Origin of the sequence: Arenimonas metalli CF5-1 (assembly GCF_000747155.1) — a bacterium.
Taxonomy (GTDB): domain Bacteria; phylum Pseudomonadota; class Gammaproteobacteria; order Xanthomonadales; family Xanthomonadaceae; genus Arenimonas; species Arenimonas metalli.
Genome location: NZ_AVCK01000022.1, coordinates 98,889 through 111,079, shown reverse-complemented (window position 1 = coordinate 111,079; position 12,191 = coordinate 98,889). Strand labels below are relative to the sequence as shown.

The following is a 12,191-nucleotide window of genomic DNA, read 5'->3' as shown; positions in this document are numbered from 1 at the left end:
CCTAGCCCCGCACCGCCGCCTCGATGGCCGCGACGTCGATGCGGGTCATGGTCATCATCGCTTCGAACGCGCGCCGCCCCACCTCGGGGTCCGGATCGGCGAGGGCGCGGGTGAGCACGCGCGGGGTGATCTGCCAGTTCACGCCCCAGCGGTCCTTGCACCAGCCGCAGGCGCTGGGCTGGCCGCCGTTGGCGAGGATGGCGTTCCAGTAGCGGTCGGTTTCCGCCTGGTCGTCGGTGGCGACCTGGAACGAGAACGCTTCGGTCTGCGGGAAGGCCGGGCCGCCGTTGAGGCCGAGGCAGGGGATGCCGAGCACGGTGAACGCCACCGTCAGCACGTCGCCCTGCTTGCCTGAAGGGAAGTCGGACGGCGCCTTGAAGATGCCGTCGACCTGGCTGTCGGGAAAGGTCCCTGCGTAGAAGCGCGCGGCGTCCAGCGCGCCACCGTCGTACCAAAGGCAGATGGTGTTGCGGGCAATGCGTGCGGTCATGGCGGGCTCCTCGTGGCGCGGTATCCCCTGCGCCCGGGACGCTAGCACCCGCCGTCCGCCGCTGCCACCGCCGGTCGGCCCGTGCGACGACGGCCGCCGGGGAAACCGACGCGCGCCCGCTGCCGGGCGCGCGCGACGGGTCAGGCCACCTTGAGCCGCGCAATCGCCGGCGCCGCGGCCAGCTCGCCGAACAGATCCTTCGGGTCGCGCAGCGCGGGGATCAGCCCGGCCTCGCGGCCCAGGCCCAGCTCCTTCGCGGAGTCACGCACCAGGCGCAGCGCGGAGTAATCCTCCAGCGCGAAGCCGACCGAATCGAACAGCGTCACTTCGGCGCCGTTGCGGCGGCCGGCGGCGCGCAGCGTCAGCACTTCCCACAGCTCGGTGGCGGGGAAGTCGGCGGGCATCTGCTGCAGCTCGCCCTCGATGCGCGACTGCGGCTCGAACTCGACGAACACCGACGCATTCGCCACCACTTCCGGCGCCAGCTCGGTCTTGCCCGGGCAGTCGCCGCCGACGCCGTTGATGTGCATGCCGGGCTCGATCATGTCCGGCGTCAGGATGTCGGCGTTGGCCTTGTCCGCGGTCACCGTGGTCACGATGTCGGCGCCGCGCACGGCCTGGGCGACGCTGGCGCTGCGCACCACGCGCAGGGCGGGCGCGGCGGCGGCCAGGTTGCGCACCAGCTTGTCGGTGGCGGCCGGGTCGGTGTCGAACACGCGCACTTCCTCGATGCCCATCAGGTGGTGGAAGGCCAGCGCCTGGAACTCGCTCTGGGCGCCGTTGCCGATCAGTGCCATCGTTTTCGAATCCTTGCGCGCCAGCAGCTTCGCGGCCATCACCGAGGTGGCGGCGGTGCGCAGCGCGGTGGTCAGCGTCAGCTCGCTGATCAGCGTCGGCAGGCCGGTGTCCATGTCGGCCAGCACGCCGAAGGCGACCACGGTCGAGAGGCCCAGCTTCGTGTTGCCCGGGTGGCCGTTGACGTACTTGAAGCTGTACTCCTTCGCGTCCGCGACCGGCATCAGCTCGATCACGCCCAGCGCCGAGTGCGCGGCCGAACGCGGGCTCTTGTCGAACTCCGGCCAGCGGCGGAAGTCCGCCTCCAGGTAGTCCACCAGGCGGCCGAGCAGGGTCGGCAGGCCATTCGCGGCGACGATGCGGGTGAGGTCCTGGGTGGTGAGCTGGGTCATGGCCATCGGGGTTCTCCGGGTGTGCGGTTCGATGACCCCATTGTCCGGACCGGCGTGGCAGGGCGAAATGGCAGTAATGCCACGTTTTCGCCAGAAACCTGCTAAAACGACAGTACGAAATGCCGGAGTGTCCAAGTGGACGACCTCGACCAGCGCCTGATCGCCAAACTCCGCCACGACGCCCGGGCCCCCGTGGCCGACCTGGCCAAGGCGCTGGGCGTTTCCCGCGGCACGATCACCAACCGCATGGCGCGCCTGCAGCGCGACGGCGTGATCACCGGCTACACCCTGCGCCTGCGCCCCGACGCCACGCCCGACGAGATCCGTGCCTGGACCTCCCTCGCGGTCGAGGGCAACCAGCAGCGCGTCATCCGTGCGCTGCTGGGCGAACCCGGCGTCGCCGCCCTGCACGACACCAACGGCCGCTGGGACCTGCTGGTCGAACTTCGCGTGGGCAGCCTGGCCGAACTCTCCTCCGCACTCGAGCGAATCCGCGGCATCGAAGGCGTCAGCGCCAGCGAAACCAGCGTGCACCTGCGGACGCTGCGCGGATGACTGGCTTGCCCGCGAAGCCCGTCCCCCCGGAGAAGCCGCTGCCGGCCGACTGCTGCGACAGCGGCTGCGACCGCTGCGTGCACGAGATCTATGCCGAGGAACTCGCCCACTACGAGCAGCAACTCGCGGCATGGCAGGCGGCCACGGGCGACACAGCGTTCACGCCGAAGGCGGGTCCGGGCACCGAATCGCGCCTTGCGGACGACGCGGCGGACCCCATCAAGTAAGCCTGATCCCCGAGGCGCCCCGATGACCCCGCTCTCCCTCCTCGACCTCGCCCCCGTCACCGTCGGCAGCACGCCGGCCCAGACCTTCGCGAACGCCCTCGACCTGGCGCGTGCGGGCGAGCGGCTCGGCTATCGCCGCTACTGGCTGGCCGAGCACCACAACATGCCGGGCATCGCCAGCGCAGCCACCGCGGTGCTGATCGGCCATGTCGCCGCGGGCACTTCGCGGATCCGCGTGGGCGCGGGCGGCATCATGCTGCCGAACCACTCGCCGCTGCAGGCCGCCGAGGCCTTCGGCACGCTGGGCACCCTGTTCCCGGACCGCATCGACCTCGGCCTGGGCCGCGCGCCCGGCACCGACGCGGCGGCCGCGCAGGCATTGCGGCGCTACTACGCCAATGCCGAGGAGTTCCCGGCCGACGTGGTCGAACTGCTGCGCTATTTCGAACCCGCGCAGCCGGGCCAGGCGGTGCAGGCCGTGCCCGGCGCGGGCGTCGAGATCGAGGCGTGGATCCTGGGCTCCAGCCTGTTCGGCGCGCGCCTCGCCGCGGCGCTCGGGCTGCCTTATGCCTTTGCCTCGCACTTCGCGCCGGATGCGCTCGACCAGGCGCTGGCGGTGTATCGCCGCGAGTTCAAACCATCCAGGCGCCTGGCCCGGCCGCACGCGATGCTGGCCCTCAACGTGGTCGCCGCCGACACGGACGACGAAGCCGCGCGCCTGTTCACCACCCAGCAGCAGGCCTTCGTGAACCTGCGCCGCGGCCGCCCGGGCCTGGTGCCGCCGCCGCTCGCCAGCGCCGCCGACATCGACGACTACTGCACGCCCGCCGAGAGGCACATGATCGACAGCACGCTGGCCTGCCGCGCGGTCGGCGCGCCGGCCACGGTGCGCGCGCAGATGCAGGCCTTCGTCGAACGCCATCGCCCGGACGAACTGATCCTCACCGCCAACATCTTCGACCACGCTGCGCGCGTGCGTTCCTTCGAACTCACCATGGAAGCCTGGCAGGCATGAGCAGCCCGAAACTCTTCGAACCGCTTTCCGTCGGCGCGCTGTCGCTCCCCAACCGCATCGTCATCGCGCCCATGTGCCAGTACTCGGCGGTGGACGGCAAGATGACCGACTGGCACCTGATCCACCTCGGCCAGCTGGTGCTGTCCGGCGCCGGGCTGCTCACGATCGAGGCCACCGCGGTGCGACCCGAAGGGCGGATCTCCTACGGTGACGTCGGGCTCTGGGATGACGACACCGAGGCGGCGATGGCGACGGTGCTGCAGTCCGTTCGCCGATGGTCTTCGATGCCGATCGCGATCCAGCTCGCGCATGCGGGCCGCAAGGCCTCGACCGACCTGCCTTGGCACGGCGGCAGGCAGATCGCGCCCGGCCACGCCCACGGCTGGCAGACCGTCGCGCCGTCGGCGCTGCCGTTCCACGATACCGACCACGCCCCCGAGGCGATGACGCGCGAGCAGATGGACGAAGTGCGCGACGCCTTCGCCGCCGCCGCGCGCCGCGCCGCGCGCCTGGGCCTCGACGCGGTGCAGATCCACGCCGCGCACGGCTACCTGCTGCACCAGTTCCTGTCGCCGTTGTCCAACCAGCGCGACGACGAGTACGGCGGCACGCCCGGGAACCGCATGCGCTTCCCGCTGGAGGTCTTCGATGCGGTGCGCGCGGCCTTCCCGGCGGAAAACCCGGTCAGCGTGCGGGTGTCCGCCACCGACTGGGTCGACGGCGGCTGGACCACCGAAGACACGGTGGCGTTCGCGAAAGCCCTGGAGGCGCGCGGCTGCAGCGCCATCCATGTCTCGACCGGCGGGCTGCACCCGGCGCAGCGGATCCCGGTCGGACCCGGCTACCAGGTGCCGCACGCGCGCGCGGTGAAGCAGGCGGTGGCGATTCCGGTGGTGGCCGTTGGAATGATCACCGACTACGACCACGCCGAAGCCATCGTCGCCACCGGCGATGCCGACCTCGTGGCCATCGCCCGCGGCATCCTCTACGACCCGCGCTGGCCCTGGCATGCCGCGGCGCACCTCGGCGCCAGCGTCGCCGCGCCGCCGCAGTACCTGCGCTCGCAGCCCCGCCAGTTCCCGAACCTGCTGAAAGCCGATGAACCTGGTTCAATTGCCTGAGGCGCATGGAGGGCACGGGCCATGACCGACACTGAGGCCGCCGCGCACTGGCAGGACGTCTACCGCCGCAAGCCCAGCGACAGCGTGAGCTGGTACCGGCCGCACCTCGAGACCTCGCTTGCCCTGCTCGAAGCGGCCGGCCTGTCGAAGGCCTCGCGCGTCATCGATGTCGGCGGCGGGGCGTCCACGCTGGTCGACGACCTGCTTGATCGCGGTGTCCCCGACATCACCGTGCTCGACCTCGCCGGCGAAGCGCTCGCGGTCTCGCGCCAGCGCCTGGGCCAGCGCGCCGAAGCCGTCCATTGGCTGGCGGCCGATGTGCTCGACGCAAACCTGCCGGAGGCCGCCTTCGATCTCTGGCATGACCGCGCCGTGCTGCATTTCCTGACCACGCCCGAGGCGGCCGCGGGCTACGCCGCCCAGGCCGCGCGGAGCCTGCGCCCGGGCGGGCACGCGGTGATCGGCGGCTTCGCGCCGGACGGCCCCGAGCGCTGCAGCGGGCTCATCGTCGCGCGACGCGCACCCGCCGACATCGCCGCCCTGATGGGCCCCGGCTTCACGCTGGTCGACCAGCGCCACGAGATCCACACCACCCCCGGCGGCAGCCCGCAGTCCTTCGCCTGGGCCGTGCTGCGTCGGCTGGACTAGCGCCCGGCCGTCGCACGACGGGGTCAGCTTCCGCCCTTGGCCCCGCCCTCGTCGCTGGCGATGCGGCCGTCCACCAGCGACACGGTGCGGTCGCACCGGGCCGACAGCCGCGGGTCGTGGGTGACCAGCAGCACGGCGCAGCCGAACTCGCGGTTGAACTTGCGGAAGAGTTCGAAGACCTCGCCGGCGGACTGGCTGTCGAGGTTGCCGGTGGGTTCGTCGGCGAGCAGCAGGGCGGGGCGGGTGATGAGCGCGCGGGCGACCGCCACGCGCTGCTGCTGGCCGCCGGAGAGCTGGTCGGGCTTGCGGTGTTCGAGTCCCGAGAGGCCAACGTCCGACAGCAGCCCCCGCCCGCGATCGAGCTGCTCGCGCGTGGGCTTGCCGCTCGCCACCATCAGCGGCATCAGCACGTTCTCCAGCGCGGTGAAGGCCTGGATCAGATGGTGGAACTGGAACACGAAGCCGATCGCGCTGCCGCGCAGCGCGGTGCGCCCGGCGTCGTCCATCGCGCGGGTGGGCTTGCCAAGAAGAAAAAGCTCGCCATCGGTCGGGCGGTCCAGCAGTCCGATCACGTTCAGCAGCGTGCTCTTGCCCGAGCCCGACGCGCCCACCAGCGCCGCGAAGTCGCTGCGCTGCAGCCGCAGGTCCAGGCCGTGCAGCACTTCCACCTCGGTCGGCTTCCCGACGTTGTAGCTCTTGCGCAGGCCCGCGAGCCGCAGCACTTCCTGCGCGGCGTCATGGGTCTCAGACATGGCGGATCGCCTCCACCGGGTCCAGGCCCGACGCGCGCCGCGCCGGCACCGCCGCCGCGACGATGCCGGTCAACGTCGCCAGCGCCGCGGCGCCCACCAGCAGCCAAGGGTCCACCGGGATGAAAAACAGCTTGGGCCCGAAGGTGTTGAATGCGCCCACGAGTGCATAGCCCGCCAGCCCGCCCACCAGCGACCCGGCCAGGCCGAAGATCGCGCCCTGCATCAGGAACACCCGCAGCATCTGCGGCCGCGTCGTGCCCATCGCGCGCAGGATGCCGATCTCGCGCGTGCGTTGCACCACGCTCACCGACAGCACGCTGGCGATGCCCAGCGCCACGCTCAGCGCCACGAACAGGCTGATCATTTGCGTGCTCAGGCTCTGCGAGCGGAGCGCGTTCATCAGCTGCGCGTTCGTCTCCATCCAGCTCTCGGACTTGAGCCCCGTCAGCCGGCCGATGCGCGTCGCGATCGGCTGCGCCGCGAAAATGTCGTCCACCGTCACGTCGATCACGGTCGCCGCGCCGGGCAGGTCGAGCAGCGACTGCGCCTGCTTCATGTCCAGGTAAACGTAGCGCGAATCCAGCTCGCGCACGCCCAGCTCGAAGATGCCGGCGACGTTGAGCACCGTCTCGCGGCCCTGGCCGCCGTCAAGCCGCAGCTTGTCGCCGACGCGGATGCCCAGGTCCGCCGCCAGCTGCTTGCCGATCACCGTGTCGCCGGCGCCGATGCGGAATACGCCGGCCACCACGTCGTCCTGGATCGGGATGATGCGCTGGTAGCGCTCGGCATCGATGCCCACCAGCGCCACCGACTCCAGTGCCTCGCCGCGGCGCGCGAACGCCGGGCCCGAGATGACCGGCGACACCGCCGTGACCTGCGGCAGCGTGTCCAGCACGTCGCGCACCTGCTGCCAGTTGTTGATCGAACGCAGCCGTTGCGCGCGCTTGTTCTCGAGCACGAGCTGCACGCTGCCGTCGGCGGGCGCCAGGATGCGGTTGGTTTCCTCCGTCGGCTGCACGCGGATGTGCGCCTGCGTGCCCAGCGTGCGGTTGATGATGTTGCCCTGCAGGCCGGTGATCAGCGCAGTCAGGAATACGATCACCGCCACGCCCGTGGCGATGCCGACCAGGATCAGCGTGCTCTGCGCCTTGCCCTCGCGCAGGAAGCGGGTGGCGATGGTCCATTCGATCCACATCGGCGTCAGTCGAGCTTGGCCGGCAGTTCGTTGCGGGTGGCGGCGTTGCCCGCCTCGGTGGGCAGCGCGCCGTCCCGCACGCGCACGCGGTCGCCTTCGGCCACCGGCGCCTGGGCGTCGGCCAGCACGCGGTCGCCTTCGGCCAGGCCCTCGGTGATTTCGGTCATCGCCAGGCCGCGCAGGCCCAGCGTCACGGTGCGTCGCGCGGCGCGGCCGTCGACGACGGCCCACAGTTCGGCGCGGCCATCGTCGGTGCTGGCCAGGGCGTCGTTGGGCACGACGATGGCGCGCTCGCGGCGGCCGGTCTCCACGTTCACCGACACGGTCATGTCCTGGCGCAGGAAGTCGGGCGCGGGCGACACGGTGAGCCGGATGTCCACCGAGCCGCGCTGCGGGTCCACGCTGGGCGCGATGAAGCTGACGCGGGCCGGGAAGGGGCGCGACGGGAAGGCGTCGGCCACGCACATCGCCGGCTGGTCCAGCGCCAGCACCTCGAGGTTCTTTTCGTCCAGCGGCAGCAGGATCTCGGTATCGCCCGCGCGGGCGATCTCGAACAGCACGCGGCCGGGCTGCACCAGGTCGCCGGGCTCGGCATTGCGGGTGAGCACGGTGCCGGCCACCTCGGCGCGGATCGTGGTCTTGGCCAGCTGGGCGCGCGCGGATTCGAGCCGGGCGCGGGCGGCGGCTTCGGCGGGCTGGCCGGCGGCGAGCGCGGCCGCGGCCAGGCGGGCCTGCTCGGCGGTGGAGCGGGCGGTGGTTTCGGCCTGGGTGGCCTGCTCCAGCGCCTCGCGGGCGATCAGCTGGCGCGCGAACAGGTCTCGGCGGCGTTCGGCCTCGCGGCTGGCCTGCGCCAGCCGGGCCTCGGCCTCGCGCAGCGCGGCCTGGGCCTGCGGGCGGGTGGCCTGCTGCAGCTGGGCCAGCGAGGATTCGGCCTCACGCACGGCGGCCTCGAGGTCATCGGCACGCAGCACGGCCAACACGTCGCCGGGCTGCACCACGTCGCCTTCCTCCACCCGCCGCTCCAGCACCACCGCGGTGACCGGGCTGCCCACCTGTGCCCGCGACACCGCCGCCACCCGGCCGGTGGCGACCACGGTCTGGACCAGCGGGCGGGCCGTGACCCCGTAGCCGTCGAGCACCGGGCCGCGCAGGGACTGCAGGCCGGACCAGCCCAGGGCCAGGACGACCACGACCAGCGCAGCAACGACGAGGGGGCGCTTCATGCCAAGGCTCCGGGGGCAATTCGAATCTCAGGACAGCTTCTGCCCCGTGAGGCCGCATGAGAAAGAACGGGGTCAGGTTCACTTACCTCGCCGGAACTTGGCTGTGGCCGGGTTGCTTCGCCAGGTAAGTGAACCTGACCCCGTTCTTTCCTCGTAGAATTCCGGCCCATGAACCCGACCACCCTCAGCGCCGAACAGGCCCGCGTCCTCGCCAAGGGTCCGTTCCCGGACTATCCCTTCACCCCGAAGTCCTTCGTGCACCCGAACGGGCTGGCCCAGTCCTACCTGGACGAGGGCGAGGGCGACCCGGTGCTGATGCTGCACGGCAACCCGTCCTGGTCGTACTACTGGCGCCACCTGGTGCTCGGCCTGCGCGACGACTACCGCTGCATCGTGCCCGACCACATCGGCATGGGCCTGTCCGACAAGCCCGACGACAAGGCCTACAGCTACACCCTGCGCAGCCGCATCCAGGACCTGGACCGCCTGCTCACGCACCTGGACGTCGGCGACGACCTCACCCTGGCCGTGCACGACTGGGGCGGCATGATCGGCTTCGGCTGGGCGCTCAAGCACGGCGCCCGCATCAAGCGCCTGGTCATCCTCAACACCGCGTCCTTCCCGCTGCCCGCCAGCAAGCCGCTGCCCTGGCAGCTCAAGCTCGGCCGCGACTACAACCTCGGCGCGATCGCCATCCGCGGCTTCAACGCCTTCGCGGCCGGCGCCACCCGGCAGGGCGTGGTGCGCAAGATGCCCGAGGACGTGCTCAAGGCCTACGAGGCCCCGTACGACAGCTGGAAGAACCGCATCTCCACGCTCCGCTTCGTGCAGGACATCCCGCTGGCGCCGGGCGACCGCGCCTGGGACCTGGTGGAGGAGGCCGGCAAGCGCCTGGCGTCCTACGCCGACCGCCCGGCCTACCTGGGCTGGGGCCTGCAGGATTTCGTGTTCGACCACCATTTCCTGAAGGGCTTCGAGGAGGCGCTGCCGCGCGCGGAGAAGCAGGTGTACGAGGACGCCGGCCACTACGTGCTCGAAGACAAGCACGAGCTGCTGGTGCCGCGCATCCGCGATTTCCTCGACCGCAACCTGCTGTGAAATGACGGCGGCCTGCAACATCGCCGCCGCGCTGCCGCGGCTGGCCGCCGAAGCGCCCGACCGCATCGCCATGCGCTGCCCGGGCTCGCGCGGGCCCGGCGGTTTCGCCCGCCACGACCTCACGCTCAGCTATCGCGAACTCGACCAGCGCTCCGACGCGATCGCGGCGGGCCTGGCGAAGCACGGCATCGGTCGCGGCACCCGCGCGGTGGTGATGGTGCGGCCCTCGCCCGAGTTCTTCCTGCTGATGTTCGCGCTGTTCAAGGCGGGTGCGGTGCCGGTGCTGGTGGACCCGGGCATCGACAAGCGCGCGCTGAAGGAATGCCTGGGCGAAGCGATGCCCGAGGCTTTCATCGGCATCCCGCTCGCGCAGTTCGCGCGGATTTTGCTGCGCTGGGCGCCGTCGGCGCGCACGCGCATCACCGTCGGGCGCCGCTGGTTCTGGGGGGGCGCGACGCTGGCGCAAGTCGAAGCCGCCGGCGCCAACGCGGGTCCGCAGCTGGCCGACACCGCGGGCGATGACGTCGCCGCGATCCTGTTCACCTCCGGCTCCACCGGCGTGCCCAAGGGCGTGGTCTACCGCCACCGCCACTTCGTTGCGCAGATCGACCTGCTGCGCGACGCCTTCGGCATCCGGCCCGGCGGCGTGGACATGCCCACCTTCCCGCCGTTCGCGCTGTTCGACCCGGCCCTGGGCCTGAGCTCGATCATTCCCGACATGGATCCGACCCAGCCCGCCAAGGCCGATCCGCGCAGGCTGCTGCACGCGATGAAGGCCTTCGGCGTCGACCAGCTGTTCGGCTCGCCGGCGCTGATGAAGGTGCTGGCCGACCACGGCCAGAAGCTCGACGGCCTGCGCCGCGTCACCTCCGCCGGCGCGCCCGTGCCTGCCGACGTGGTGGCGCACATCCGTGCGCTGCTGCCGGACGACGCGCAGTTCTGGACGCCCTACGGCGCCACCGAGTGCCTGCCCGTCGCGGTGATCGAAGGCCGCGAGCTGCAGTCCACCCGCGAGGCCACCGAGCACGGCGCCGGCACCTGCGTCGGCCGCCCGGTGCCGCCTAACGAAGTGCGCATCATCGCCATCACCGACGCCGCGATCCCCGACTGGTCGCAGGCGCAGGTGCTGGGCGCCGAGATGATCGGCGAGATCACCGTCGCCGGCCCCACCGCCACCGACGAATACTTCAACCGCCCGCAGGCCACCGCGCTGGCGAAGATCCGCGAGACCCTGCCCGACGGCAGCACGCGCGTGGTGCACCGCATGGGCGACCTCGGCCGCTTCGACGCCGAGGGCCGGCTGTGGTTCTGCGGCCGCAAGTCGCATCGCGTGCGCACCGCGCTGGGCAATCTCTACACCGAGCAGGTCGAGCCGGTGTTCAACACCCATCCCGAAGTGGCGCGCACCGCGCTGGTCGGCGTGGGCGAGGGCAGCGACCAGCGCCCGGTGCTCTGCGTCGAGATGGCGCCGAACCTGCCGATGTCGGAGCATGAGCGCGTGCTCGACGAGCTGTATCGCCTCGGCATGGGCTACGTGCACACCGCGCGCATCCACGATTTCCTGATCCACCCGGGCTTCCCGGTGGACATCCGCCACAACGCTAAGATCGGCCGCGAGCAGCTGGCGGCCTGGGCCGCGAAGCAGCCGCGCGTGCCGCGGAGGAACGCATGAAGGTGCTCGTGACCGGCGGTGCCGGCTTCCTCGGCCAGGCGCTGTGCCAGGCGCTGCAGGCCGAAGGCCACGAGGTCACCAGCTTCCAGCGCAGCCACTCGCCCGCGCTCGAGGCAATGGGCGTGCGCCAGGTGCGCGGCGACCTCGCCGACGCCGCGGCGGTGCTCGCCGCCTTCGCAGGGCAGGACGCGATCTTCCACAACGCCGCCAAGGCCGGCGCCTGGGGCAGCGTGGAAAGCTACTTCAGCGCCAACGTCACCGGCACGCGCAACGTGCTGGCGGCGATGCGCGCCCACGGCATCGCGCGGCTGGTCTACACCTCCACGCCCAGCGTCACCCACAGCGGCCGCACGCCGGTGGAGGGCGGCAACGAGATCAACACGCCGTACGGCGAGCGCTTCCAGGCGCCGTACCCGGCCACCAAGCTGATCGCCGAGCAGGAGGTGCTGGCCGCGAACGGCGCCACGCTCGCCACCGTCGCGCTGCGCCCGCGCCTGATCTGGGGCCCGGGCGACACCCAGCTGCTGCCGCGCCTGGTCGAGCGCGCGAACGCGGGCCGGCTGCGCTTCGTCGGTGGCGGCCACAACCGCATGGACACCACCTACATCGACAACGCCGCGCAGGCCCACGTCGATGCCTTCAAGGCGCTGTCGCCGGGTGCGCCCTGCGCCGGCAAGGCCTATTTCATTTCCAATGGCGAGCCGCGGCCCGTGCGCCAGATCGTCAACGACATGCTGGGCGCGGCGGGCGTGCCGCCGGTCACCGGCAGCGTGCCCTACGCGGTGGCTTACGCGGCGGGCGCCGTGCTCGAAACCGCCTGGACGCTGCTGCGCCTGAAGGGCGAACCGCCGATGACGCGCTTCCTCGCCGAGCAGCTGTCGACGCCGCACTGGTACGACATCTCCGCCGCCCGTCGTGATTTCGGCTACGTGCCGCGCGTGTCCACCGCCGAAGGATTGGAGCGACTGGCCGCCTGGTGGCGCGCGGGCGCTCGCTAGCGCCGCGTGA

Annotated in this window: 13 protein-coding genes; 8 read left to right on the top strand and 5 right to left on the bottom strand. The window is 71.7% G+C overall.

Annotation, left to right across the window (positions count from 1 at the left end):
* Position 1: 1 nt before the first annotated feature.
* A complete protein-coding gene (locus tag N787_RS08800) occupies positions 2 to 490 on the bottom strand; it encodes a VOC family protein (RefSeq protein ID WP_034212765.1) in 489 nt (162 codons plus the stop codon).
* Between the two features lie 140 nt (positions 491 to 630).
* Complete coding sequence (locus tag N787_RS08795) at positions 631 to 1,677, bottom strand: ornithine cyclodeaminase (protein WP_034212829.1); 1,047 nt, start codon at positions 1,675 to 1,677, stop codon at positions 631 to 633.
* Positions 1,678 to 1,812: 135 nt separating this feature from the next.
* Between N787_RS08795 and N787_RS08790 the strand changes: the two genes are divergently transcribed.
* The 5 genes from N787_RS08790 to N787_RS08770 are packed head-to-tail and all read left to right on the top strand — an operon-like array spanning position 1,813 to position 5,243.
* Complete coding sequence (locus tag N787_RS08790) at positions 1,813 to 2,232, top strand: Lrp/AsnC family transcriptional regulator (RefSeq protein ID WP_034212763.1); 420 nt, start codon at positions 1,813 to 1,815, stop codon at positions 2,230 to 2,232.
* A 5-nt stretch (positions 2,233 to 2,237) separates the two neighbouring features.
* The gene (locus tag N787_RS15530) at positions 2,238 to 2,459 is read left to right on the top strand and encodes an oxidoreductase-like domain-containing protein (protein ID WP_425387859.1); all 222 of its coding nucleotides are present in this window, start codon (positions 2,238 to 2,240) and stop codon (positions 2,457 to 2,459) included.
* A 22-nt stretch (positions 2,460 to 2,481) separates the two neighbouring features.
* Positions 2,482 to 3,474, top strand: a complete 993-nt coding sequence (locus N787_RS08780; protein ID WP_034212759.1) for an LLM class flavin-dependent oxidoreductase — start codon at positions 2,482 to 2,484, stop codon at positions 3,472 to 3,474.
* Complete coding sequence (locus tag N787_RS08775; protein WP_034212757.1) at positions 3,471 to 4,595, top strand: NADH:flavin oxidoreductase/NADH oxidase; 1,125 nt, start codon at positions 3,471 to 3,473, stop codon at positions 4,593 to 4,595. Before N787_RS08780 ends, N787_RS08775 begins: the two co-directional genes overlap by 4 nt.
* Before the next feature lie 21 nt (positions 4,596 to 4,616).
* A complete protein-coding gene (locus tag N787_RS08770; protein ID WP_034212755.1) occupies positions 4,617 to 5,243 on the top strand; it encodes a class I SAM-dependent methyltransferase in 627 nt (208 codons plus the stop codon).
* A 23-nt stretch (positions 5,244 to 5,266) separates the two neighbouring features.
* On the opposite strand, the gene N787_RS08765 is transcribed toward N787_RS08770, so the two are convergent.
* The 3 genes from N787_RS08765 to N787_RS08755 are packed head-to-tail and all read right to left on the bottom strand — an operon-like array spanning position 5,267 to position 8,413.
* Positions 5,267 to 5,995, bottom strand: a complete 729-nt coding sequence (locus tag N787_RS08765) for an ABC transporter ATP-binding protein (RefSeq protein ID WP_034212754.1) — start codon at positions 5,993 to 5,995, stop codon at positions 5,267 to 5,269.
* Positions 5,988 to 7,190, bottom strand: a complete 1,203-nt coding sequence (locus N787_RS08760; RefSeq protein ID WP_034212752.1) for an ABC transporter permease — start codon at positions 7,188 to 7,190, stop codon at positions 5,988 to 5,990. The genes N787_RS08765 and N787_RS08760 overlap by 8 nt, the downstream gene beginning before the upstream one ends.
* A 5-nt stretch (positions 7,191 to 7,195) precedes the next feature.
* A complete protein-coding gene (locus N787_RS08755; RefSeq protein WP_034212750.1) occupies positions 7,196 to 8,413 on the bottom strand; it encodes an efflux RND transporter periplasmic adaptor subunit in 1,218 nt (405 codons plus the stop codon).
* Between the two features lie 168 nt (positions 8,414 to 8,581).
* Here N787_RS08755 and N787_RS08750 point away from each other — a divergent pair, with 168 nt between their 5' ends.
* The 3 genes from N787_RS08750 to oleD are packed head-to-tail and all read left to right on the top strand — an operon-like array spanning position 8,582 to position 12,181.
* Positions 8,582 to 9,511, top strand: coding sequence for an alpha/beta fold hydrolase (locus N787_RS08750; RefSeq protein WP_034212748.1), 930 nt, complete (start codon positions 8,582 to 8,584; stop codon positions 9,509 to 9,511).
* A gap of 1 nt (position 9,512) precedes the next feature.
* Entirely contained in the window at positions 9,513 to 11,183 is a 1,671-nt protein-coding gene (oleC, locus tag N787_RS08745; protein WP_034212746.1) for an olefin beta-lactone synthetase, read from the top strand.
* A complete protein-coding gene (gene oleD, locus N787_RS08740; protein WP_034212744.1) occupies positions 11,180 to 12,181 on the top strand; it encodes a 2-alkyl-3-oxoalkanoate reductase in 1,002 nt (333 codons plus the stop codon). The genes oleC and oleD overlap by 4 nt, the downstream gene beginning before the upstream one ends.
* Positions 12,182 to 12,191: the final 10 nt, after the last annotated feature.

Excerpts from the sequence above, each read along its gene's own strand:
- N787_RS08770 (WP_034212755.1), top strand. The coding sequence starts at position 4,617 with ATGACCGACACTGAGGCCGCCGCGCACTGGCAGGACGTCTACCGCCGC.
- N787_RS08795 (WP_034212829.1), bottom strand. The coding sequence starts at position 1,677 with ATGACCCAGCTCACCACCCAGGACCTCACCCGCATCGTCGCCGCGAAT.
- oleD (WP_034212744.1), top strand. The coding sequence starts at position 11,180 with ATGAAGGTGCTCGTGACCGGCGGTGCCGGCTTCCTCGGCCAGGCGCTG.
- N787_RS08780 (WP_034212759.1), top strand. The coding sequence starts at position 2,482 with ATGACCCCGCTCTCCCTCCTCGACCTCGCCCCCGTCACCGTCGGCAGC.
- oleC (WP_034212746.1), top strand. The coding sequence starts at position 9,513 with ATGACGGCGGCCTGCAACATCGCCGCCGCGCTGCCGCGGCTGGCCGCC.
- N787_RS08750 (WP_034212748.1), top strand. The coding sequence starts at position 8,582 with ATGAACCCGACCACCCTCAGCGCCGAACAGGCCCGCGTCCTCGCCAAG.
- N787_RS08760 (WP_034212752.1), bottom strand. The coding sequence starts at position 7,190 with ATGTGGATCGAATGGACCATCGCCACCCGCTTCCTGCGCGAGGGCAAG.
- N787_RS08800 (WP_034212765.1), bottom strand. The coding sequence starts at position 490 with ATGACCGCACGCATTGCCCGCAACACCATCTGCCTTTGGTACGACGGT.
- N787_RS08765 (WP_034212754.1), bottom strand. The coding sequence starts at position 5,995 with ATGTCTGAGACCCATGACGCCGCGCAGGAAGTGCTGCGGCTCGCGGGC.
- N787_RS08755 (WP_034212750.1), bottom strand. The coding sequence starts at position 8,413 with ATGAAGCGCCCCCTCGTCGTTGCTGCGCTGGTCGTGGTCGTCCTGGCC.
- N787_RS08775 (WP_034212757.1), top strand. The coding sequence starts at position 3,471 with ATGAGCAGCCCGAAACTCTTCGAACCGCTTTCCGTCGGCGCGCTGTCG.